This window comes from Peribacillus sp. NPDC060253, assembly GCF_042727425.1.
Classification (GTDB): Bacteria; Bacillota; Bacilli; order Bacillales; family DSM-1321; genus Peribacillus.
In genome coordinates this window covers 1-22,276 of record NZ_JBHXAS010000061.1, presented here as the reverse complement: position 1 = coordinate 22,276, position 22,276 = coordinate 1, and the positions used below count along the sequence as shown (strand labels likewise).

Below are 22,276 nucleotides of genomic sequence, written 5' to 3'. Positions count from 1 at the left end.
AGAGTTTTGTTTTTAAAAATATTTATTGAACCATCCTTTGATTTCTTCTAAATGTCGCAGACGCATTTTGGGAGATCCGCTTCGGGTAATTTCATGAGTTTCATCCGGGAAGGAAACAAGTACAGCTTCTTTGTTTTGCCGTTTTAAAGCGACAAAGAATTGCTCGCTCTGTTCAATGGGACATCGGAAATCTTTTTCACCGTGAAGTAAAAGTAAAGGAGTATTCACATTGGAAATATACTTTAAAGGTGAGTGCTGCCACAATTTATCAGCCGAGTTTATGATATCGCCGCCAATTTCCCATTCTGTAAAATAATAGCCGATGTCACTGACACCATAAAAGCTTAACCAGTTACTAATGCAACGCTGAGTTACAGCAGCCTTGAAACGGTTGGTATGACCGATTATCCAATTTGTCATGAACCCTCCATAACTTCCGCCGGAGACACCCAAATCTTCATGGTTTATAAAATCATATGTAGTTAAAACATGATCCACTCCAGCCATTAAGTCCTGATAATCCATGCCACCATAATCACCTCGGCAGGCATTTGCGAAGTCCTGACCATATCCCAAACTTCCACGCGGGTTAGTGAACAAAACAGTATACCCTTCATTAGCCAAGGTCTGGAATTCATGAACATAGGTATTGGCATACATCATATGAGGACCGCCGTGAATTTCCAAAATGAGTGGATATTTAAGATTTTCATTAAATTCGGTCGGCCTCATGATCCAGCCGTGGATGGTCAGACCATCTGCAACAGGAAAAGAAATGGGTTCAGCTATGGATAAATGTTTATTCCTTAAAAATTCATCATTCACAAAACTGATTTGTTCTTTATCTCCATTCGTAAGGTTATAAGCAAAGAGATCGCCTGGATGAGCGGGTGTACTTATGGCCACGACGGCACGATGGCTTTCGGGATCTATGGTCAGTCCATATATATGCTGTGGATCGAGGATGGATGGATACATAGCGCCCTCAATCGAACCATAATAAACTCCAGTATTTCCATAATCACTTATTAAAAAATAAAAGCCTTGGCTATCGTTTGTCCATAAAATACCGGGGTCGACTGCCCCGATTTGGAAATCCCCGATTGCGGAATCCCCGATTTCGACGTCCCACCCATCCGTTAAGCACTGAATCGTTTGATCGGATATGGAGTGCAACCAGATATTTGAAAAGGTGGCACCTGCAAATTCTTTATTATGTCCAATGAAGGAAAGATATTTACCATTTGGAGACCATTTCGGGTCTTTAAAGAAACCCGTACTATCCGTTATCTTCTGTAAAGACTTCGTTTCAAGATCCATAGTGAAAATATCAGAAGAAAAAAGTTCATCATCACTTTTTTCTGCATCCCCGCTTATGAAAGCAACGTGCTGACCATCAGGGGACCACGCATTAGGGTGATGATCAATATTATTTTCCGTTAGCAATACAGATTCGTTTTGAAAAATATCCACTACAACGAGCTGTTGATATAACTGATCGAAATAGCCTCTCCCATCCCATTTATACTTAATCCGGTCATACCGGTGTACTTCTTTAGACAAATCATTTTCCTTTACTGTATTAAGGGTTTCTCCCTCTTTTAAACCGGTAGAAAGCAACAACTTGGAGGAACATGGTGACCAAATCGGTTTGGTTACACCGTTTATGAAATGGGTCAGCTGTCGAGCTTCCCCACCAATGCTCCCAATTAGGTGAACTTGTTTTTTTCCTGATCTGTCTGATATAAAGGCGATATCCTTTCCATCAGGAGACCATGCTGGAGATGTATCACGATTATCCCCAAACGTCCATTGCTTTGTTTCATTCGTAATCAAGCTGTACATATACAGATTGGAAATGTATTTTTCTGTTTTTTCATCAATTCTCGTTTGGACATAAACCGCCATGCTGCCATCTGGTGATAGCTTTGGATCTGTCACTGATTTCAAGTGAAATAAGTCTCTTGCTGTTATCCCTATTTTGTTCATCCTTTTCACCCTTTCATTTCTCATAATTATGTATTTCGCTAAAGGGAAATATAAATCCTTTAGTAAATGGTAAACACGTAAGGTTTATTTATCAAGAATGAAAGAAATGAAAAAAATCCGGCCTTTTTTTATAAGGACGGATTAGCATGCTTCATAGGTAAAGAACATAAAATTACTCATGCATATGTCGTGTATGCGGGCGATGCGGCGGGATTTGGAAATTATGTTCTTCCATCATTTTATAATGTTTTTCAAAGTGAGATAACATTTTATCTGCTTCTTCTTTTGAAAGCGCACCAAACTCTACGTATTTTTCAATTAATTTCTTTTTGTCCGCGAGTATCTGCTTTTGGATCTTTGCAATTTCTGTTTTTTGCGCATCAGTGAATTGTACGCTTTCCGGTTTTGCCTTAGTTTCCTCTGCAGACGGCTGGTTCAGGTTAACCAAGAAAAGGGAACAGGCTGTTAAACAGATGACTAAAAACTTTTTCATGAATGAACGACTCCTTTTATATTTTCTTGTAAAGCGCTATCCTTAGGACCTTTAAAACTGATAGTCTCTTCCTTTGGAGAATTAAGTTTTTGCTGAAGGAAGATTCCTTATTTCTTTATTATCTTTTACAGGATTTACAGCTTTATGTAATATTTTTTTGGATCTCCCACTAAAGGGTTTGTGAAAGAAAGAAATGGGTAGTTTAAATGTAAGCTAAAAATATTGGAGGAACTTCTATTAAAGAAAGTTCCATTAATGAGAATAGTAAAAAGAAAGGGGAGATCATTATGCTTTGGACAATTATTGGCGCAATAATATTATTATGGGTACTTGGTTTAGTCTTTAAAGTGGCAGCAGGCTTTATACATATCTTGCTCATCATCGCGGTCATTCTCATTCTGGTCAAAGTTTTTAAAGGAAGGAGTCGAATGTAGATATACATTTGAGCCGAAGGCTTACGAAGAAACATATAGGAATGGAAAGGGCGTCCTGGATAACAGGTCGCCCCATTTTTTATACATTAAGGTTTCGGAAGGTCTCATTAGGTTAGGGTTTCCATGATAAAGTGCCACACTTCTCTACGTTAGGGAAAAATTATGAACGCTGCTATAAAGATACTGACCTGTTTGAACAGATTTTCTATCTAAGTACAGAGTCTCTTTTGTTTATTCCACACATGTGAAAATTTTAGAACAAAAAAGACTGTAGGAAAAAGGAGTTCTATCTAACTGTTAAAACAAGGTGATTGGAACGGAAGGTGCGAGACTCCTGCGGGAATACGTGTCCAAGGGAGACCCCGCAGGCGCAAAGAGCGCCGAGGAGGCTCCCGGACCGCCCGCGGAAAGCGAGTGCCTGCAGTGGAAATCAACGGTCAAATTTGAAATGCCTAAAAAAACTGTAGACAAACTCAATTATTATCCATTTTGTCTACAGTCTGGTAAACAAGTCGCCGTTTTAATTTTTCTACCGCGGCGCTTTAATCATAAGGAAGTGGCTGGCCCAGCAGTCTCTTATGAATCCAAATCGCTGCTTGGGTCCCATCGCCCATCGAAATGGTTACTTGTTCAGAGTGCGCAACGAGGTCGCCGCCGGCCCAAACTCCCTCGATATTCGTTTCTTTAGTGCGAGGGTGGACCACCACATGATTGTTTTCGTTTACCCCCACACCCAATTGTATGGCGAGTTCATTATTCAGTTTGTTCCCTTTAAAGGCAGTGAATGCCTTTTCAGCTTCAATTATTTTACCAGTTATTAATTGTATCGCCGTCATCTGTTGTTTAGCATCAACAAGAACTTCTTCAACTTCTTCTTCGAATAGGGGAATCTGGTTTTTCTTCAACTTTTCCCTGTATTGATCATCAATTTTTGATTTCACATGATTTACGTAAATGATATCTTTTGACCAATATAATAGGGTAAGGGCCATACCTGCTCCCGCATTCCCACCGCCAATAACAACAGTTTGCTTATCCATGATCTCATACCCATCACAGTCTGGGCATATATAGGTGGATGTCCCAAGCGTTGAATAAATATTTTTGATTGGAGGGATGTTATCGGTAATTCCCGTTCCGAGAAAAATCGTTTTTGCTTGATATTCCGTGTCATTCTTTGTTTTGATAAAAAACTCGTCCTGCTTTTTTTCAATAGATATCACAGTATCATTCAAGAATTCGACATCGAATTTTTCAGCGTGCTGTCTGCCCAAAGTCCTTAAATGATTGCCGCTTACCCCATCAGGCCATCCAAGGATGTTATGGTAAGCCTTGGCTATGGAAGAACGGCCCTGTGCAGAATCAATGACGAGTATACGATGTTTATATCTTCCGAGCTGAATGGCTGCCTGAATACCGGCTATTCCGCCACCAATTACTATGCAGTCTGCTTGCTTCATGAATTCACCGCCCATATAATTTAGAATAAACCTAGTGTTATTCTATCTGTAAAAAATATACCACTAGTCGTGAGCGGTTAAACAAAAGCAAGACATAAAAAAGGGAAAGTCAGCCAGCTGGCGAACTTTCCCTTTTTTCCTTTTGCCTATGCTATTGATTCTGTATTGGTTCGAGCCATTCTTGAGCCCAGTTTTGAATTTCTCTCATTACCGGTGCAAGTGCCTTGCCTTTTTCAGTTAATGAATATTCAATCCTGACCGGTGTCTCTGGATATACGTCTCTTTTTACAATACCTTCAATCTCCAAGTCCTTTAAACGTTCAGAAAGAATCCTCCCGCTGATCGGGAAGGCAGATTCAATATTACAAAACCGTTGAGGGCCATTAAGCAATTGATTGACAATCAATCCAGTCCAGCGTTTACTCAAGATTTGCATCCCTTTTTCAAATCGCGGACAAAGTGTCGTATTATTCATCATATCACCCCATATTATTATATTATAATCCATTTACCGCTTCTGTAACAGCTTTACCGATTATTATTTAGTTACTAGAGATATTATAGTATAAAAAATTTATGAACTTACTTTAAGTATCATGCGGAAAAATTATTTCTGCCTCGGAATTGCCACATTTTAAAAGAAATCTCCATAAAAAAAGGTGTTCCTTTAGAGATACTATGAGAAATATGTTACTTTATTATTGAATTCAAAGTTTTGCAAATGGAAGGATCCGTGGGAAAGATGAGTGATTTACTGCAAGAGGCCGTATCCTTTATCAGGACAAGCTATTCAGAATTGTTGAAAACGGAAGAAGAAATAACTAGTAGGATTGAACAAATCAAAAAAGAAATTAATGAAACAGACAAATATGAACATACAAATGAAGAATTAGTACATGGTGCTAAATTAGCTTGGCGGAATAGTAATCGTTGCATCGGTCGCTTTTTTTGGGAGTCGCTGCGGGTGATTGATAAAAGGTTGATTCAGAGCGAAGAAGAGATTGCATCGGCCCTTTTTGAACATATCGATTACGCGACGAATAAAGGAAACATCAGGCCTGTGATTACAATTTTTAAACAGAAAGATCATGATGAAAAAATCGATATCTGGAATCATCAGCTTATTCGTTATGCAGGATATGAGACGGAACATGGTGTAATTGGTGATTCAAGTTCAATCGAATTTACGAAGCAATGTCTTGCATTAGGCTGGAAGGGGGAATATGGTCCATTCGATATATTACCACTTGTCATCCAATTGGACGGACAAACCCCTAGTATTTTTGAAATTCCTGATGGACTGGTTAAAGAAGTTCCAATCATCCACCCGGAGTTTACATGGTTCAAAGACCTTCAAATTAAATGGTATGCAGTACCAATCATTTCTGGTATGAGACTGGAAATCGGCGGCATTACTTATTCAGCTGCACCATTCAATGGGTGGTACATGGGAACGGAAATCGGGGCGAGAAATCTTGCTGATGAAGATCGCTACAATATGCTTCCAGTAATAGGGGAGCGAATGGGCTTGGATATTAAACGAGATTCTAATTTATGGAAAGATCGAGCCTTGATCGAATTGAATGAAGCGGTCCTTCATTCGTTTAAAAAATCTGGTGTCAGCATTGTGGATCACCATACAGCAGCTAAACAATTCAAGAAATTCGAAGAAAAGGAAGCGTCACTTGACCGGAAAGTAACGGGGGACTGGACATGGTTAATTCCCCCGGTCTCTCCAGCTACGACACACGTTTTTCATAAACCGTTTAATAATGAAATAATGACGCCTAATTTCTTTTATCAAAAGCCTCCATATAAATAGGTTTACAATACGCAGCATCGGGTATATTTATATTAATCCAATTATTAAGGGGGAAGGTAATGATGGCATTAGGAAGAAATGTAGTACTACTAGGAGTCGGAGTTGCCGGAGTCTCATTTTTATCAACGAAAACGAACAGAGGAAAAGTGAAGGGTATATGGTTCAATGCAAAAGATAAGGCAATGAGCTTTTTGAATAGGCGAGCTTCAGAGCTAGACCCTGTAATTGAAAAGGCAGGTCACCCGGATCCATATGATCATGAAGATAATAAAATGGTAGATGAAGGCGCTATGTATGGTGTTCACTATTATAATCAGGCAAAGCATGGATAATTTATCAAGAATCGCTTGGGAATTCCCAAGCGATTTTTTATTTTTTCAGATAAGTCTAAATATAAAAGTGAGTATTCAAGGTGGTAAATTCGTTATTGTGCTTTAAAAGAATAAGGATTAAGATTAAAGAATCGAAAGGAAGTGGATACGAGTGAGCAGCAGTTCTTATGATCCTGAACCCAGTAAGCAAGAGGAAGCCAATATGATGCTAGAAGTCGAGACTGTTATTCTTCCTGAGTATCTGCTCGAAGAAGGTAAATAAGGCTTTCTCTATAGAAGAGGAGGTCAACGAATGATTGAAATCTACAAGACGAATGAAAACCGTCTCCTAAACAATATCGAGGAAATGACAAAAGGTTCCTGGGTGAATATTGTCGCGCCCACAGAGGCCGAAATAGAATATATATGCACAACTTTGAAGTTACCGATCAATTTTATGAAAGATCCGCTGGACGATGAGGAAAGGCCTAGAATTGAAAAAGAGGATGACAATGTTTTAATTATTGTCGACTTCCCTTATTTGACCAAGGACGAAGCTAACTTACCCATCTTTGAAACGATACCGATAGGGATGATCTTTACCAAAGACTGTTTCATTACGGTCTCTTTGAAAGAAACACCCATATTGGCGAATTTCAAAAACAATAAGATCAAAGGATTTTTCACCAATAAGAAAACTAGATTTGCCTTACAATTATTATTTGAAATTTCATCCTATTATTTACGGTACCTGAAACAGATTAACAAAATGACGAATGAAGCGGAACGTGAATTGCACCAGTCAATGAAAAATAAAGAACTTTATACCTTTTTGGCTTTGGAAAAAAGCCTGGTTTATTTTACGACATCATTGAAATCCAATCGGGTTGTACTTGATAAAATCCTCCGTTTTAATTATTTGAAAATGTATGAGGAAGATAAAGAATTACTTGAAGATGTAATCATCGAAAATGCGCAGGCAATCGAAATGGCGGAAGTGTATCTCTCGATTCTTAGTGGGATGATGGATGCATTCGCTTCGATTATCTCCAATAATGTCAATAATGCCATGAAGTTTCTAACCTCGGTGACAATAATTTTAACGCTGCCGACGATGGTGGCAAGTTTTTACGGAATGAATGTGGAACTGCCATTTGAGCATAATCCGTATGCTTTTATCTTTACTTTATTAATTGCGATTACTTTTGCGGGTACGACGGCGTTCATTTTTTGGAAAAAGAAATATTTTTAAAATTAACCGGCTTGTTAAGCCGGTTTTGTTTATTCCTCAAAATACTCTTCAAATCCTTCACTGTTAATCCGATCTGCATAAGGATTCTCATCGTTTACATTTTTGGTATCCCAATTTGTTTTAATGACTAAACGGGGGCTCTGTGATGGTTCCCCGATGATACGATCGTTCAACTCTTTAAAATCCGGTACATTCTTATTGCCTGTTTTGTTTGGTTCCAAAAAAACACCTCCATTAGTATTTTTGCAATAAATGATGTGGTGTATTCATGAATATTCTTAGGTTTGGGGAGGATAATGGGACAAAGGAGGAGATCATGATGACAAAATGGAACGAGCAAGCAGCTCCCGATAATAACTTAAAAGCAAATGATATAAACCAGGATGAAGCAAAGAAAACAAAAATGGGTTCAGAAACCATTGATGGTGATCAATTAAATGATGTGAAGATCCAACAGGAAATCATAAAACAAAATATATGAAAGTAGCGTATTGGCGATGAAATAACATTGGATTGCATAAGAAAACGCTTGGCAGTAACCAAGCGTTTTTGAGTATCATGTATTTGTCAGAATTTTCATCAAAAACCAGAATTTCCATGTTGGGTTTAAGGATTCTTTTTTATCATGAACGCTTTTGTTTTTTAAGTGAAGATGGTTGAGTGAAGGACCCTGTTTCTTTCGTAGTGGTACCCTGCCCCTCTACTTGGGAAGAACCTAAACGAGTTTGTGTAGCATCTTTCTTGTTTTTTCCATTCATATTTATCACCTCGATATTACTTTCCCTATTTCCTTTGTATCCTATACATATATTGAAGGCAAAAAGGACAGGTTAGAAAGTAGAGGAGGTGTGTGTTGATGTCAAAAATCGGTGTTGAAGAATCATTAACGAATATTCAGGAAGCACTTCGTGAAAAAGGTTTTGATGTTGTGGAGATTAAACAAGAAGCTGACGCAAGAAACTTGGATTGTTGTGTGGTAACAGGATTGGAAAGTAATGTGATGGGAATAAGCGATACTTCATTTAAAGCTTCTATCATAGAGGCTGATGGTTTAACGGCTGATGAGGTATGCCAAAAGGTTGAAAATAAAGTGAACGAAATTCAATAGTACAAAAGGTGCCTAACCCTATACCGGATTAGGCACCTTTCTTCGTTCATGTCTGCTGCGCTATGGAAATTGTTGCGTTCAATTCCACAATTACATTTCCTTTGATCGCCCTGGAAATCATACATGATGTTTCAGCCTTTTCTGCGAGTTTTCTCGCTTTTTCAATCACTTTTTCAGATGTATCCGAAGCCAAAACAAGTGTTGGGCGATGAATGATTTTTTTGTAGGTGAATACACCATTCGTAACATCCACTAAAGCTTCCGATTGCATGGTCAAGCTGGATTTTTCTATATGGCTTCGCTCTAACATGGCAGCAAAGGTAATGATATAGCACGTGGATGCGGCTCCAAGCAGCATTTCGTCGGGATTGGTGCCGATCCCTGGTCCCTCCATTTCGGGAGGAATGCTTATCTGTGTTTGAAGATTCCCCGAATGGATCGTACCGATATCATTTCTGCCTCCTGGCCATTCCGCGGTTAAATGAAAGTGATGTATCGTCATTTTATAAACCTCCTTACTATTCTTTTAGTGTATACGATAAAACAAGTTTAGTATTCGATTTTGCTCTAAATCACGAGGCAATCCAATGTAAAAGAGAATTTTTTAAATAGGAGAAAGGCTAGTGAAACAAAAGGCTAAAGGCATTAGGCTATTTTAAGCACCATATTGGATAGGCTTTTCTATAATGATATAGATGGTTTTATAAAAATAAGAATTCATTATGGAAGGGCTGAAAAGTTGACAACATTGAGTAATATGTTCGATTTAACTAATAAAACGGCTATCATTACCGGAGGCGGCAGGGGATTGGGAAAGCAGATTGCCATGGCGTATGCTGAGGCTGGAGCTAATATCGTCATTGCTTCAAGAAATCTTCCTGTATGTAAAGAGGTATGTGAACACTTGCAATCATTGGGTGTAAAAGCCCTGGCCCTTGAATGTGATATCACAGATGAGGGTGACATTGATCTTGTGGTACAGGAAACGATTGCTCAATTCGGTACGATTGATATTCTTGTCAATAATAGCGGCACGTCCTGGTCAGGTCCCCTTTTGGATCTTCCTAGGGATAAGTGGGAAAAAGTATTGAATGTAAATGTTACAGGCACATTCTTGTTTTCTCAGGCTGTTGCGAAGGTCATGAAGCAGCAAAATTCCGGAAAAATCATAAATATTGCATCGGTGTCAGGTCTTGGCGGTACGTTTCCTGAACTATTGGATACGATAGCTTATAACACAAGTAAGGGTGCTGTCATTACAATGACCAAGGATTTAGGAGTTAAACTTGCTAGATACGGCATCCAAGTCAATGCGATAGCACCAGGATTTTTTCCGACTAAAATTACAAAGGAAATTCTTGGAAAATCTAACTATGACATCCTAGGTAAAACTCCCGCTCGCCGTTTTGGCAATGAAAATGATTTAAAAGGAGCCGCCGTATTTTTAGCCTCACAAGCTTCTGACTATATGGTTGGTCATGTTTTAATCATTGATGGGGGAATATCGGCATTAGTATAAACGGAGAGGAAAGGAAGATGAATATGGCAGCAAACTCAAATTTTTATAAAGGGCTAAAACTGCTTGGCGCACAAAGAGAACGGCAGCTAAATGGTAAAATCCAAGATTTGCTAAATAATCGTGAATTAATAGAAGCAGTAAGTGACAATGCACAAATGCAGGTTCCGAAAGTAAATAGGATGCACGAAGCCTCGGAAAGAATGTCCATCATCATGAATTACCCAACAAAAAAAGACGTAGCGGGTGTTGCTAAATTAGTCATTCAGCTCGAAGAAAAAATTGACAGGATTGAAGAGCTCCTATCTACGCTTGAGAGAAATGGTAATCTCCGAAGTAACACGTCATCACGCGGTAAGAAAAGGAAGTCAAGATGGCAATCCAATGAAAAGGAAGGGAGTAGAAAAAGAATATCGGATTTTATAAATGACTCTTTATTGTTAAGTGCACAATTACCTGAGTTTAAATCTTTTGGACAGGGGAATTCAAATGTCTAAACGGAAAATGCCGAAAAATCAATCCGATGCAATACCTAAATGGAAACATTTTTTGGATATTCCCACTCAGCCAATGCCTGAAATGGGAATGACACCGAAAATAGCGGTGTGGAAAAAAAACAAGTCAACTCTCTGGTACTATCCGTCGGTACAAAAAAAGTACAATGTGCCGGTTTTTCTTATTTATTCACTAATCAACACTCCTTTGATTCTTGACTTGTCGCCAGGAAATAGTTTAATAGAATCGTATGTTAACGAAGGTTTTGATGTATATTTGCTTGATTTTGGAAGTCCGGGTTATGAAGATGGAGAAATATCAATCGAAGATTATGTCGTCGATTATATTCAAAAAGGAGTGCAGCGTGCACTACTTCACTCCGGAGCATCAGAAATTACAGTTATGGGATTTTGCCTCGGCGGTACAATAGCCGCAATATATGCTGCCATGGCAGACGAGCCGGTCAAGAATTTAATTCTCTCCGTTACACCAATAGATTTTAGTGCCTCGCCATTTTTTGATCAATGGCAGGAAGCCATAAAAGAAGGTACTGCGGATTTTGACGAGACGATTGATATTTTTCAAACGATTCCAGCCAGTGCAGTTCAATATGGAATCCGCTTAATGACATCTCCTATCTATATATCACCCTATTTATCTTTATTGAACGAGGCGGATAATGAGGAATACGTACAAAATTGGCGCCGCTTCAATGCGTGGACCAATGGGCATGTGCCATTATCGGGAGCCGCTGCAAAACAGATAACCAAAGACCTTGTGATAAAAAATCGCTTGGTTAATGGGGGCTTTAAGGTTAAGGGGAAAAAAGCGAAGCTATCGAAAATTGATGCTAATGTTTTGGTCTTAGCAAATAAGAATGATCGATTGGTCCCTCAAGAAATGATTTATCCGATCATGGAGCATTTAACATGTAAGGATAAGACATATAGCCTACTGAAAAGTGGACATGCTGCTAAACAATACTCGGGTGGACTCCCACCTTATTTGAAGGACTGGCTGCCAAAGCGATCTTCACCCATTCAATAGTGTATTAGGGAGATGTGAAATGAACGTCTTGAACGACAGTGAGTATATCAAACTCAGGCCTGTTGGAGAAGATTTAAGCTTTGCTTCATTGTATTTTCAGATTTATTGCAACATTTCAGGATTATTAAAGTGTAATATCGTAAAGGGTTGGCTCTGTGAAGAGCCAGCCCTCTTGTATTATTGAAAATATTTCACTCGTTCTTCCAGTGGTGTAAAGTCTTTATCGCCAGGTTCTGCGGTCGGTTTTCCAAAGGGCATTTGTGCAATCAGTTTCCAGTTGCGAGATATGTCCCATGTCTTTTTCACTTCATCATCAATTAAGGGATTATAATGCTGAAGACTTGCACCAAACCCCTCAATTTCCAATGAAGTCCATACGATAAATTGTAAAATGGCAGACGATTGGTTCGACCAAATCGGAAAGTTTGTGGAATATGTTTTGAACTGTTCTTGAAGCCTATCTATAATGGCCTGGTCTTCAAAGAATAAAACCGTACCATAACCATTTTTAAATGACTTCATTTTTTCCTCCGTTTTTTCAAAATCTTTGTTACCGACTGTTTTTCGTAATGTTTCTTTCGTGATATCCCATAATTGGTCGTGGCTTTGACCAGATAAAACAATCACTCTTGCACTTTGGGAGTTGAAAGCGGAAGGGGAATATTGAACGGCATGATCGATAACTTCTTTAATCCTTTTATCAGGGACAACACGTTCCTTACTAAGGGAATAATAAGATCGTCTATCTTCAATTGCGCTTAGAAAATCTTTTGCCATAAATCACACCTCCAATCATTATACCGACTTATTTTGACCTGTTTTTATTTTTTTTATTATAAGTGGATGCGGTTGAAATATTTGAATGTAAATGGTTGACAAATAAATCAATATCGTTTATCTTTAAATCAAGATATCTGCATTAAAAGTATTACTCGTTTAGATAGATATCTTGAATTCGAGATATTATTCGAAGAGTAATTTCTCTCTGACAGGGGAGATTTAAAAAGATAGGAGGGGTACGGATGGAATTAAAAGGATTACATCATGTTTCGGCGATTACAGCTCGAGCGGGAAACAACTTTGAATTCTACACCAAAGTCTTAGGGATGCGATTAATCAAAAAAACGGTGAATCAAGATGATGTTCGTGTGTATCACTTATTTTATGGAGATCAAATTGGTTCACCGGGTACGGAATTGACGTTTTTTGAAATTTCCAATGCTGCCCGCACTCATGAGGGAAACAATAGTATTTCAGAAATTTCTTTAAGGGTGAGGGGTGATGAAGCACTTGGATTTTGGAAACAACGATTTGAGGAATTCAATGTTGAGCATGATGAAGTATCGACCCGTTTTCAACGGAAGGTGCTTTCTTTTAAAGATCCGGAAGGGCAAAGGCTTCTTCTGGTTTCCGATCAGGATAATAATGGCGTTCAAGGAGGATTGCCCTGGGATGGGAGCCCGGTACCGCAAGAGTATTCCATCCTTGGATTAGGACCAGTAAAACTTACTGTACCCAATATTGAACAGACAGAAAGCGTTCTTACTGAGTTATTGGGGTTCAGGAGGTCAGGCACATACCCATCCTCCATCAGAGGGCAAAATCCGATTGTCGTATATGAGACAGGTGAGGGAGGAACAGGGGCGGAAGTCCATATTGAAGAAAGGAATGACATACCTCGAGAACGGTTAGGGAGGGGCGGAGTACACCATGTTGCCTTCCGGGTGGAAAATGAAGGGGAACTGAGAAAATGGATAGAGAAAATTAGTGAATCGAATTACGTAAACTCTGGATATGTGGACCGTTTTTATTTTCGTTCACTCTATTTTAGGGAGCCGAATGGTATATTATTCGAACTAGCTACTGATGGACCTGGTTTTGCTGTGGATGAAGCAGAACAGCACCTAGGTGAGAACCTTGCCCTGCCACCTTTTTTAGAATCGAAAAGGAAGGATATTGAATCCAATTTAAAACCATTGAATACAAAATTGACAAATTAATCAACGGGAAAGGGAGTAATCGGTATGCAAAAGCAAACTGCGGGAATACATCATATAACCGCCATTGTAGGTAATCCTCAAGAGAATGTGGATTTTTATGCTGGAGTTTTGGGGATGCGTATGGTGAAGAAAACCGTTAATTTTGATGATCCAGGCACCTACCATTTATATTTCGGAGATGAATCAGGTTCACCTGGCACAATTATCACTTTCTTTCCATGGCCTGGAGCATACAAAGGAACAATTGGCTCTGGACAAGTGGGGATAACGACATATGCCGTTCCGGAAGGTTCAATGGGTTTCTGGGAAACGCGTTTGGATAAATTTAACGTAGACTTTGAAAAGGTTTCACGTTTCGGTGAGGAATATCTCGAATTTCAAGATCCCCATGGTTTGCAACTTGAATTGGTTGAACGTAAAGAAGGTAAAAATAGCGCGTGGTCATTCGGCGGTGTACCAGCCGATAAGGCGGTAAAGGGATTCGGCGGTGCCGTATTATTGACGTCAAAACCGATCAAAACGATGGAACTATTAGAGGAAGTGATGGGCCTGCAAAAGATTGGGGAAGAGGGGGATTTCATCCGCTATAAATCCACTTCGGATATCGGAAATTTGATAGATGTTAAAAAATCAGTTTTGCCAAATGGGGAAATCGGAGTGGGAACTGTCCATCATCTTGCATGGCGTGCGATCGATAATGAAGATCATAAAGAGTGGAGAGAGCATATCGGTAACCATGGTTATGGAGTGACACCCTTTAAAGACCGTCAATACTTCGATGCCATTTATTTCAGGGAGGATGGAGGCATTCTCTTTGAAGTTGCCACAGATCCACCTGGATTTGCTCATGATGAGACAAAGGAAACGATGGGTAGTAAATTAATGCTGCCGCCATGGCTGGAAGAAAAAAGGGGAATCATGGAGAAAACGTTACTGCCGGCAGTGCCGAGAGTACTGGAGGAGGATAAATGATGAAGCATATTTTTCAAAAAGGAAGTAATCCGGAGGCACCTTTACTATTGCTTTTACATGGTACGGGAGGAACGGAAACAGACCTCTTGCCGTTAGCGGAAATGGTTTCATCGGGTTCATCCGTATTGAGCGTACGGGGAAATGTACTTGAAAACGGAATGCCTCGATATTTCCGCCGGTTAGCTGAAGGGGTTTTTGATGAAGAAGATTTGATCTTCCGTACGAAGGAGCTTTATGAGTTCTTGGACTTAGCTTCCGGAAAATATGACTTTGATCGTGACAAAGTGGTAGCATTAGGTTATTCTAATGGTGCCAATATAGCGGCAAGTTTGATGTTCCATTTCGAAGGGGTATTACAGGGAGCGATTCTTCATCATCCAATGGTGCCTAGACGCGGGCTTGCATTACCGTCCCTCTCGGATATACCTGTTTTTATTGCTGCAGGTAAAAACGATCCGATTTGCCCTGCAGAAGAAACGGAAGAACTTAATCAACTTTTACTGCAAGCTGGTGCTACGGTGGATGTTCATTGGGAAAATTACGGGCATCAGTTAACACGTTCAGAGGTTGAGGCAGCAGGTTCATGGTTTCAACAGAAATTTTTATAAGAATGAAAGAGGGAATGAAGATGATTTCAGTTAATCCTGAAAGTCTGACTGAACGGGAAAATTATAAGTTTTTGACTGGAAGCATAATACCGAGACCTATAGCCCTTGTTACTACACAATCCGAAACCGGTACAATCAATATAGCGCCGTTCAGTTTTTTTAATATCGTCAGTTCCAATCCTCCAATGATTTCCATATCTATTCAACGGAAAGAAGGAGTTTCAAAGGATACAGCCCGAAATGCCATTCAATCGGGTGAATTCGTTGTTCATATCACTGATGAAAACAATGTTGCTGATGCAAATCGAACAGCGAAGGAACTCCCACCGGACGAAAGTGAATTGAGTCTTACTAATTTCACGCCGGCGGTTAGTGATAAGGTATCCGTACCAGGATTGCAAGAAGCGAAGGTACGCTTTGAATGTATATTAGAGCATGCGATACCATTGGCAGGTTCCAAGAATAAACCTGGTTGTGATTTATTGATAGGAAAAATAGTCTGCTATCATATAGAGCAAGATATTTACCATAATGGCCGAATTGACCAGAATGGGCTAAAACCTGTAGCAAGATTAGCGGGTCATACTTATACCAAACTAGGGGAATTATTTGAAATAGAACGGCCTTAAGGAAAAAGAAAAAAATGGTGACATCTTTTAAGATGTCGCCATTTTTGTTAAACCAGTATTAACTCCAATCAAATATGGTGAACGACTGTCCTAAAACAAGCAATCCTTTCATACTATGCCAGGGAATCAAACTTGTAGGAATTTAAAGGAAGTCTTTACTATCCAAAACAAAACTTGACAATTTTTTCATAGGTTGATAGAGTTATAAAAAATAATTTCTTATCCAGAGAGGTGGAGGGACTGGCCCTATGAAACCTCAGCAACAGGTCTACAAGGACACTGTGCTAATTCCAGGGGGTGAAACCTTGATAGATAAGACCGAACGTTTTTATTTGTCAGTAACGCACTCTTTATTAGAGTGCGTTTTCGTTTTTTCTGGATGCAAGATAGAGGAGAGTAAGAATGGGGAACAAAAGGAAGCATAATTTTCAAAGGGAAATGCAAGCACGTCATATAATAATGCTATCGCTTGGCGGGGTGATTGGAACTGGTTTATTCTTAAGTTCGGGTTATACGATTCAACAGGCTGGCCCGTTTGGTACAATCCTTTCGTATTTGATTGGAGCATTAGTGGTTTATCTAGTCATGTTATGTTTAGGTGAACTGGCAGTGCAAATGCCCGAGACAGGTGCATTTCATAGCTATGCAGCGAAATACATAGGACCTGGGACAGGGTATACAGTAGCCTGGTTGTACTGGCTAACTTGGACTGTCGCACTGGGTTCGGAATTCACGGCTGCAGGTTTGTTGATGCAGCGATGGTTTCCCTCAATCAATGTCTGGATATGGAGCGCTTTATTTGCCATTTTGGTTTTTGTCTTAAATGCGTGGACTGTTAAGTTTTTTGCTGAATCCGAATTCTGGTTTGCGTCTATAAAGGTATTTGCGATTGTGATATTTATTATTTTAGGAGCAGCGGCAATGCTAGGTTTTATTCCCATCATACATTCGCAATCAGCTCCGTTATTTTCCAATTTTACACATGCAGGTTTATTCCCTAATGGGGCTTTTGCCATTCTAATGACGATGCTTGCAGTGAATTTTGCATTTTCTGGAACGGAATTAATCGGAATTGCAGCTGGAGAAACGGTTAATCCAGAAAAAACGATACCAAAGGCAATCCGTATGACATTATGGAGATTAATTATCTTTTTTGTAGGAACCATCGTCGTATTATCCGCATTATTGCCTATTTCGGATGCAAGCGTATTAGAGAGCCCTTTTGTAGCAGTTCTTGAACGTATTGGAGTGCCATATTCAGCGGATATTATGAACTTTGTTATTTTAACTGCCATTTTGTCTGCTGCAAACTCAGGACTTTATGCCTCATCCAGAATGCTTTGGTCACTTGCAGATAAAAAAACTATATCCCCAATATTTGCAAAATTGACAAAACGGGGTGTTCCAATATATGCAGTCATTTTCAGTATGTTGGGCGGAGGCTTAGCCCTGTTCTCGAGTATTATTGCTCCGGATACTGTATACATAGTGCTTGTATCCATTTCGGGTCTAGCCGTGGTTATAGTTTGGATGAGTATTAGCGCGTCACAGCTTCTTTTTCGCAGACGATTTATAAAAGAAGGAAATTCAGTAAATGATTTGGCTTATCGTACACCATTATATCCACTCGTACCAATCGTTTCCTTCATGCTATGTCTTGCTTCTTGCATAGGAATAGCATTTGATCCTAAACAACGAATAGCACTATATTGTGGTATTCCATTTATTTTATTTTGCTATGGAAGTTATTATCTAACACAAACTATAAAGAAAAGAGGAGAAGGTCATGAAGAATAAAATGAATCCGATTGATGCTATTTTACGAGATCATTCAGTCATGATTTTGGACGGAGCTCTAGCTACAGAGCTTGAGAGGCATGGGTGTGATTTGGATGATCCCCTGTGGTCTGCACGTGTATTAATTGAAAATCCAGAAGTGATTTATCAGGTTCACTCTGACTATTTTCGTGCTGGAGCAGACTGTGCGATAACGGCAAGTTACCAAGCTACTGTTGAAGGTTTCGCCTTCCGTGGAATACAAGAAAAAGAGGCTTTGGAGTTAATAAAGAAAACGGTGTTACTTGCCAGAAGAGCAAGGGATGATTTTTGGAAGGAAGAAAATCAAACGATTAGACCTAAGCCATTGGTCGCTGCATCCGTTGGACCTTATGGGGCTTTCCTTGCAGATGGTTCAGAGTATATAGGAAACTATGGTGTTTCAGATGAAACTTTAGCGGATTTTCATCGCTCAAGAATATCAGCTTTAATTGAAGCAGGAGCTGATCTATTAGCATTTGAAACGATTCCTTCCCAGCAAGAAGCAAAAGTATTGGATTCATTATTGAAAGATTATCCAGATGTGTATGCTTGGCTATCGTTTTCTTTGAAAAATGAGAAAGCGATAAGTGACGGTACAACGCTGCAGGAGTGTGCGAGATTGTTTGGGAACAGTGAGCAAATTGCAGCAATTGGCATTAACTGTGCCCCAGTATCAGGCATCACGGAAGCTATCAAGGTGTTGAGTGCAAACACACAAAAGCCAATAATTGTTTATCCTAACTCTGGTGAAACCTATAATCCAGAAACTAAAACATGGCATGGCCAAGAATCATGTAACAGTCTCGACCTGAAATCTGAAGAATGGCACCATGCAGGGGCACGTTTAATAGGAGGATGCTGTAGAACGGCACCTCATCATATTGAAGAGATTTCAAGAAAGTGGAGACCAACTGAGGTCGTGTCCTCATAGCCATTTTTAATAGAAAACTTTTTATAAGATATGTAAGAAGAAGGGATACTCGTAAATAGTCATTAAATGAAAACAAAAAGAACAGGAATGAAGCAACCTGTTCTTTTTAGTATCTATATTCAGGTTCAGCTATGCTTCTCGCACCAAACCGGATTTCAATAACATTTCGATGGGAACAGATCTTAACTTTCCCGTGACCCACAGGTTAAGTGTTAATATTTCCTTACGAGGTTCATAGAAGAACCCATCTACAAGACCCTAGCCCAATGGATCTTTTGGTTCAGTTTGTTTATAGCGATTTACTTCCACTTCTCGCTTAGCTCTTATAAATGCAATAAATTGAATCATTTCCTCTTCAGAAAGAGAGGTTCCGTCGACAGAAAGCTCCAAATTTGATGAAAAATCCGTTAATTCCCTGGCTTGACTGGACTCTGTGGAAACCCCTTCAGGCTTAAAAGCTGGATCATCAATTCTGCCTAGAATGTAATCCGTGGACGTCTCATATAAGCCAGCTAATAAATTAATCGTTTCCAATGAAGGGCGGCGATGACCAGATTCATAACCGGCATAAGTACTTTTGGCGATTCCGAGTCTGTCAGCCGTATATTGCAAAGACCACCTTTTGCCCTTCCTTAATGTAGTTAAACTATTTAAAATCATCCTTATTACTCTCCTTTGTATGAAACCATTATAGCATCATATGGCAATAAAGTGTACGCGTAATGAATAACTTTCACTTGATTTCACTCGGTAATATGACTATAATTACATAATATGTACGCGTAACGTAGACAAATGCAGAGAATTCATCCTTTTCTGAGATGCATAGAATGATGGAGAATCGGGGAGGCTTATGGGAGGTAGAATGGTGGAGAATTTGAAGGTAAAAAAGAAGAAGTTGATGTTGATTACTACCGGTGGGACAATTGCTTCGTTAGAAGGGAAAAACGGACTTGTTCCAGAGATGAAAGCGGAGGAAATTTTAGGTCACCTACCGGGTTTGGATTTACTATGTCAGATTGATAGTATGCCTTTGATGAATATTGATAGTACAAATATGCAGCCGGAAGATTGGACAGTAATGGCAAAATCCATCCATGAGCACTATCATGATTACGATGGCTTTGTTATCACCCATGGAACAGATACCATGGGTTACACTTCAGCTGCGCTCTCATATATGTTACAAGATTTAGGGAAACCAATTGTTATTACAGGTTCTCAAATCCCAATTGCCTTTAAAAAGACAGATGCCAAAAGAAATATCTCTGACGCGATTCGGTTTGCTTGTGAAGAGATTGGCGGAGTATATGTAGTTTTTGATGGTAGAGTCATTCAGGGTACAAGGGCCATTAAGCTGAGAACGAAAAGTTATGATTCATTTGAAAGTATTAATTACCCTTATATTGCTTCTATATACAAAGATAAAATTGAGTATGGTAAGCCTGTTCCTATACCGAATAATAAAGAAGTTAAGTTGGATACTTCCATTTGCACTGATGTTGCTTTGGTAAAGCTGCATCCCGGAATTAAGCCAGAATTCTTTGATTTTCTGAAACATCAATATCGAGGTATTGTCATTGAAAGTTATGGGAGCGGCGGTATTCCATTTCAAGGTAGAAATATTTTAGAGAAATTGAATGAACTGGTACAGTGTGGAATATCCGTTGTCATTACTACCCAATGTTTAGAGGAAGGGGAAGATATGGATATATATGAAGTGGGACGAAAAGTAAATCAGAATGTCATCATTCGTTCCAGAAATATGAATACAGAAGCCATCGTTCCCAAATTGATGTGGATATTAGCCAAGACACAGGATTCAAAGAAAGTGAAGGAAATGATGGAAACACCGATAGCAGAGGATATTACATGATCAACATACAAAGGAGCAAGGGGAAGTATTCCTTGTATTACGTATTGCGCGTGAAACGATTTTAAAAGGCAAATCAGTTCGCGAACTTTGTGTACAATATGATGTGTTGACAGAAGAAGAATTGGATTTGATTCTAAATCCTTATGAGATGACAAACCAGGTATTGCGGAAGCTTCTCTTTTTGATAGGCTATAATCAGTAAATTAGTTGAAAACATTAATCTATATGATTTTTGATGTAATGACTATGCCTTTAGGACCGAGCGTTGGTTTATAGGCATAGTCATTAATTATATACATCTAATATGAAATTTCCCCCAATCATCCGTCACCTGCGTGTGAGTACTGGAAACTGAATATTCAAAAAACAGGTAAAGAATAAAGCTTATGCAATTTCATCTGTGTTATAGGTCTTTTTCAAATCGGGGTTATTTTTGACAGTAGTACTAATCAAAATTATGGAGCGGGTTTAACTATTCATATAAAACCCATCGCCTTAGTATAAATCTATGGGCGATGGGGAAGCTTGAGCTCAATAGTGCCTGTAATAATATATCCGTATTAGCCTTTTACTACTTCCTGTCCACGAACATTCCATGTAATTGCAAAAACCACTACTGCCAGAACACAAGAAATCGTTATTAATGTAAAACCTGCATTCCAACCTGCAAAGTCTACTACATATCCCATAATAGCATTAGCCGCTACAGATCCACCTAAATATCCAAATAAGCCAGTCAGTCCTGCTGCAGTGCCTGCAGCTTTTTTAGGAACTAAATCAAGTGCTTGCAGACCTATCAACATAACAGGTCCATAAATTAAGAATCCAATCGCAATTAGGGAAATAATATCAATCATCGGGTTGCCTGCAGGGTTAAACCAGTAAACAAGGACTGCGATTAATACTCCCAGCATAAAGACAACCCCCGCCGGTCCACGACGTCCTTTAAAAACTTTATCCGAGATATAACCGCATAATAAAGTTCCCGGAATGCCTGCCCATTCGTATAAGAAATAAGCCGTACTGGACTCGTCCATGTTGAAGCCTTTTTCTTCGCTTAAAAATGAAGATACCGATGAAAACTTGTAATCTGAGTTTCTTATATTCAGAATCTATTTTTCCTTCAGGCAATCTTTCAACTGGTAGAGCTGGCTTAAATAATTTGAGCATCCAATTCCTCCTTAATATGATATTTTTGAACCTAATTTAGTAAAGTTTTGATGATGACACAAAAAAACTCATACCAAAATAGCAACCTTATTGTTTATAAGGTCCTATTAAAGCATGAGTCTCCAAATCTCCACCATCGTTAACTTGTAATAATTATAAGGTCCTATTAAAGCATGAGTCTCCAAATCTCCACCATCGTTAACTTGTAATAATTATACTATCTTCATAAGAAAACGCTGTCAACATTTTTTTGTGCAATTCAGACAAAGAAGGCACCATTGGCTTCAAGTTAACTAAGTCCTTATTAGCACTAGTTTTATATCAGGATAAAAATAAATAAATAAA

General features: G+C 39.1%; 25 protein-coding genes, 2 pseudogenes and 1 riboswitch. Of the genes and pseudogenes, 17 read left to right on the top strand and 10 right to left on the bottom strand.

The features are described 5' to 3' along the window. Positions 1–12: 12 nt before the first annotated feature. Positions 13–1,989, bottom strand: coding sequence for a S9 family peptidase (locus ACFWE9_RS16165; protein WP_230155558.1), 1,977 nt, complete (start codon positions 1,987–1,989; stop codon positions 13–15). A gap of 172 nt (positions 1,990–2,161) precedes the next feature. Further along, the gene (locus tag ACFWE9_RS16160; RefSeq protein WP_230155559.1) at positions 2,162–2,482 is read right to left on the bottom strand and encodes a YckD family protein; all 321 of its coding nucleotides are present in this window, start codon (positions 2,480–2,482) and stop codon (positions 2,162–2,164) included. A 287-nt stretch (positions 2,483–2,769) separates the two neighbouring features. On the opposite strand from ACFWE9_RS16160, the gene ACFWE9_RS16155 reads away from it, so the two are divergent. After that, on the top strand, positions 2,770–2,916 hold the full coding sequence (locus ACFWE9_RS16155) for a lmo0937 family membrane protein (RefSeq protein ID WP_230155562.1): 147 nt from the start codon (positions 2,770–2,772) through the stop codon (positions 2,914–2,916). Between the two features lie 542 nt (positions 2,917–3,458). Here ACFWE9_RS16155 and ACFWE9_RS16150 read toward each other — a convergent pair. Continuing rightward, positions 3,459–4,376 (bottom strand): NAD(P)/FAD-dependent oxidoreductase, encoded by a 918-nt coding sequence (locus ACFWE9_RS16150; RefSeq protein ID WP_230155563.1) that lies wholly within the window; start codon positions 4,374–4,376, stop codon positions 3,459–3,461. 151 nt (positions 4,377–4,527) lie between these two features. Continuing rightward, positions 4,528–4,851 (bottom strand): catDE operon transcriptional regulator CatR, encoded by a 324-nt coding sequence (gene catR, locus ACFWE9_RS16145; protein ID WP_230155565.1) that lies wholly within the window; start codon positions 4,849–4,851, stop codon positions 4,528–4,530. A 267-nt stretch (positions 4,852–5,118) separates the two neighbouring features. Between catR and ACFWE9_RS16140 the strand changes: the two genes are divergently transcribed. From ACFWE9_RS16140 to ACFWE9_RS16130, 3 genes are all read left to right on the top strand, one after another. Continuing rightward, entirely contained in the window at positions 5,119–6,198 is a 1,080-nt protein-coding gene (locus tag ACFWE9_RS16140; RefSeq protein ID WP_230155568.1) for a nitric oxide synthase oxygenase, read from the top strand. 62 nt (positions 6,199–6,260) lie between these two features. Next, the gene (locus ACFWE9_RS16135) at positions 6,261–6,530 is read left to right on the top strand and encodes a hypothetical protein (protein WP_377357698.1); all 270 of its coding nucleotides are present in this window, start codon (positions 6,261–6,263) and stop codon (positions 6,528–6,530) included. 292 nt (positions 6,531–6,822) lie between these two features. Then, positions 6,823–7,761 (top strand): magnesium transporter CorA family protein, encoded by a 939-nt coding sequence (locus ACFWE9_RS16130; RefSeq protein WP_230155572.1) that lies wholly within the window; start codon positions 6,823–6,825, stop codon positions 7,759–7,761. 29 nt (positions 7,762–7,790) lie between these two features. Here ACFWE9_RS16130 and ACFWE9_RS16125 read toward each other — a convergent pair whose 3' ends face one another. Next, positions 7,791–7,982, bottom strand: coding sequence for a hypothetical protein (locus tag ACFWE9_RS16125; protein ID WP_230155574.1), 192 nt, complete (start codon positions 7,980–7,982; stop codon positions 7,791–7,793). Positions 7,983–8,077: 95 nt separating this feature from the next. On the opposite strand from ACFWE9_RS16125, the gene ACFWE9_RS16120 reads away from it, so the two are divergent. Next, positions 8,078–8,242, top strand: a complete 165-nt coding sequence (locus ACFWE9_RS16120) for a hypothetical protein (protein ID WP_230155576.1) — start codon at positions 8,078–8,080, stop codon at positions 8,240–8,242. A gap of 142 nt (positions 8,243–8,384) precedes the next feature. Here ACFWE9_RS16120 and ACFWE9_RS16115 read toward each other — a convergent pair whose 3' ends face one another. After that, a complete protein-coding gene (locus ACFWE9_RS16115) occupies positions 8,385–8,519 on the bottom strand; it encodes a YuzL family protein (protein WP_230155577.1) in 135 nt (44 codons plus the stop codon). Between the two features lie 98 nt (positions 8,520–8,617). Here ACFWE9_RS16115 and ACFWE9_RS16110 point away from each other — a divergent pair, with 98 nt between their 5' ends. Next, positions 8,618–8,869, top strand: a complete 252-nt coding sequence (locus ACFWE9_RS16110; protein ID WP_230155578.1) for a YkuS family protein — start codon at positions 8,618–8,620, stop codon at positions 8,867–8,869. 46 nt (positions 8,870–8,915) lie between these two features. On the opposite strand, the gene ACFWE9_RS16105 is transcribed toward ACFWE9_RS16110, so the two are convergent. Then, on the bottom strand, positions 8,916–9,371 hold the full coding sequence (locus tag ACFWE9_RS16105; protein ID WP_230155579.1) for an OsmC family protein: 456 nt from the start codon (positions 9,369–9,371) through the stop codon (positions 8,916–8,918). A gap of 255 nt (positions 9,372–9,626) precedes the next feature. Between ACFWE9_RS16105 and ACFWE9_RS16100 the strand changes: the two genes are divergently transcribed. Genes ACFWE9_RS16100 through ACFWE9_RS16090 form a run of 3 tightly spaced genes read left to right on the top strand, consistent with a single transcriptional unit; the run spans position 9,627 to position 11,927 of the window. Further along, complete coding sequence (locus tag ACFWE9_RS16100; protein ID WP_230156121.1) at positions 9,627–10,388, top strand: SDR family oxidoreductase; 762 nt, start codon at positions 9,627–9,629, stop codon at positions 10,386–10,388. Between the two features lie 23 nt (positions 10,389–10,411). After that, entirely contained in the window at positions 10,412–10,882 is a 471-nt protein-coding gene (locus ACFWE9_RS16095; RefSeq protein WP_230155580.1) for a hypothetical protein, read from the top strand. Further along, positions 10,875–11,927: an alpha/beta fold hydrolase gene (locus ACFWE9_RS16090; protein ID WP_230155581.1), complete on the top strand. Its 1,053-nt coding sequence runs from the start codon at positions 10,875–10,877 to the stop codon at positions 11,925–11,927. Before ACFWE9_RS16095 ends, ACFWE9_RS16090 begins: the two co-directional genes overlap by 8 nt. Positions 11,928–12,104: 177 nt before the next feature. Here ACFWE9_RS16090 and ACFWE9_RS16085 read toward each other — a convergent pair whose 3' ends face one another. Continuing rightward, positions 12,105–12,704: a nitroreductase family protein gene (locus tag ACFWE9_RS16085; RefSeq protein WP_230155588.1), complete on the bottom strand. Its 600-nt coding sequence runs from the start codon at positions 12,702–12,704 to the stop codon at positions 12,105–12,107. Positions 12,705–12,949: 245 nt separating this feature from the next. Between ACFWE9_RS16085 and ACFWE9_RS16080 the strand changes: the two genes are divergently transcribed. From ACFWE9_RS16080 to mmuM, 6 genes are all read left to right on the top strand, one after another. Next, a complete protein-coding gene (locus ACFWE9_RS16080) occupies positions 12,950–13,927 on the top strand; it encodes a ring-cleaving dioxygenase (protein WP_230155590.1) in 978 nt (325 codons plus the stop codon). A 24-nt stretch (positions 13,928–13,951) separates the two neighbouring features. Then, positions 13,952–14,899, top strand: coding sequence for a ring-cleaving dioxygenase (locus ACFWE9_RS16075; RefSeq protein WP_230155592.1), 948 nt, complete (start codon positions 13,952–13,954; stop codon positions 14,897–14,899). Beyond that, positions 14,899–15,507, top strand: coding sequence for an alpha/beta hydrolase (locus ACFWE9_RS16070; RefSeq protein WP_230155594.1), 609 nt, complete (start codon positions 14,899–14,901; stop codon positions 15,505–15,507). Before ACFWE9_RS16075 ends, ACFWE9_RS16070 begins: the two co-directional genes overlap by 1 nt. Before the next feature lie 20 nt (positions 15,508–15,527). Next, positions 15,528–16,136, top strand: coding sequence for a flavin reductase family protein (locus tag ACFWE9_RS16065; protein WP_230155596.1), 609 nt, complete (start codon positions 15,528–15,530; stop codon positions 16,134–16,136). A gap of 216 nt (positions 16,137–16,352) precedes the next feature. Beyond that, positions 16,353–16,455: riboswitch (SAM riboswitch) on the top strand. 83 nt (positions 16,456–16,538) lie between these two features. After that, positions 16,539–17,933, top strand: coding sequence for an S-methylmethionine permease (mmuP, locus tag ACFWE9_RS16060; RefSeq protein WP_230155598.1), 1,395 nt, complete (start codon positions 16,539–16,541; stop codon positions 17,931–17,933). Next, complete coding sequence (gene mmuM / locus ACFWE9_RS16055; RefSeq protein ID WP_230155600.1) at positions 17,923–18,885, top strand: homocysteine S-methyltransferase; 963 nt, start codon at positions 17,923–17,925, stop codon at positions 18,883–18,885. Before mmuP ends, mmuM begins: the two co-directional genes overlap by 11 nt. Positions 18,886–19,143: 258 nt before the next feature. On the opposite strand, the gene ACFWE9_RS16050 is transcribed toward mmuM, so the two are convergent. Then, the gene (locus ACFWE9_RS16050) at positions 19,144–19,545 is read right to left on the bottom strand and encodes a helix-turn-helix domain-containing protein (RefSeq protein WP_230155602.1); all 402 of its coding nucleotides are present in this window, start codon (positions 19,543–19,545) and stop codon (positions 19,144–19,146) included. Between the two features lie 241 nt (positions 19,546–19,786). Here ACFWE9_RS16050 and ACFWE9_RS16045 point away from each other — a divergent pair, with 241 nt between their 5' ends. Then, a complete protein-coding gene (locus tag ACFWE9_RS16045) occupies positions 19,787–20,761 on the top strand; it encodes an asparaginase (protein ID WP_230156123.1) in 975 nt (324 codons plus the stop codon). A gap of 40 nt (positions 20,762–20,801) precedes the next feature. Continuing rightward, positions 20,802–20,956: pseudogene (aspA, locus tag ACFWE9_RS16040) on the top strand (aspartate ammonia-lyase); the annotation flags it as partial. A 365-nt stretch (positions 20,957–21,321) separates the two neighbouring features. Here aspA and ACFWE9_RS16035 read toward each other — a convergent pair. Further along, positions 21,322–21,828, bottom strand: a pseudogene (locus ACFWE9_RS16035) (MFS transporter); the annotation flags it as partial. Positions 21,829–22,276: the final 448 nt, after the last annotated feature.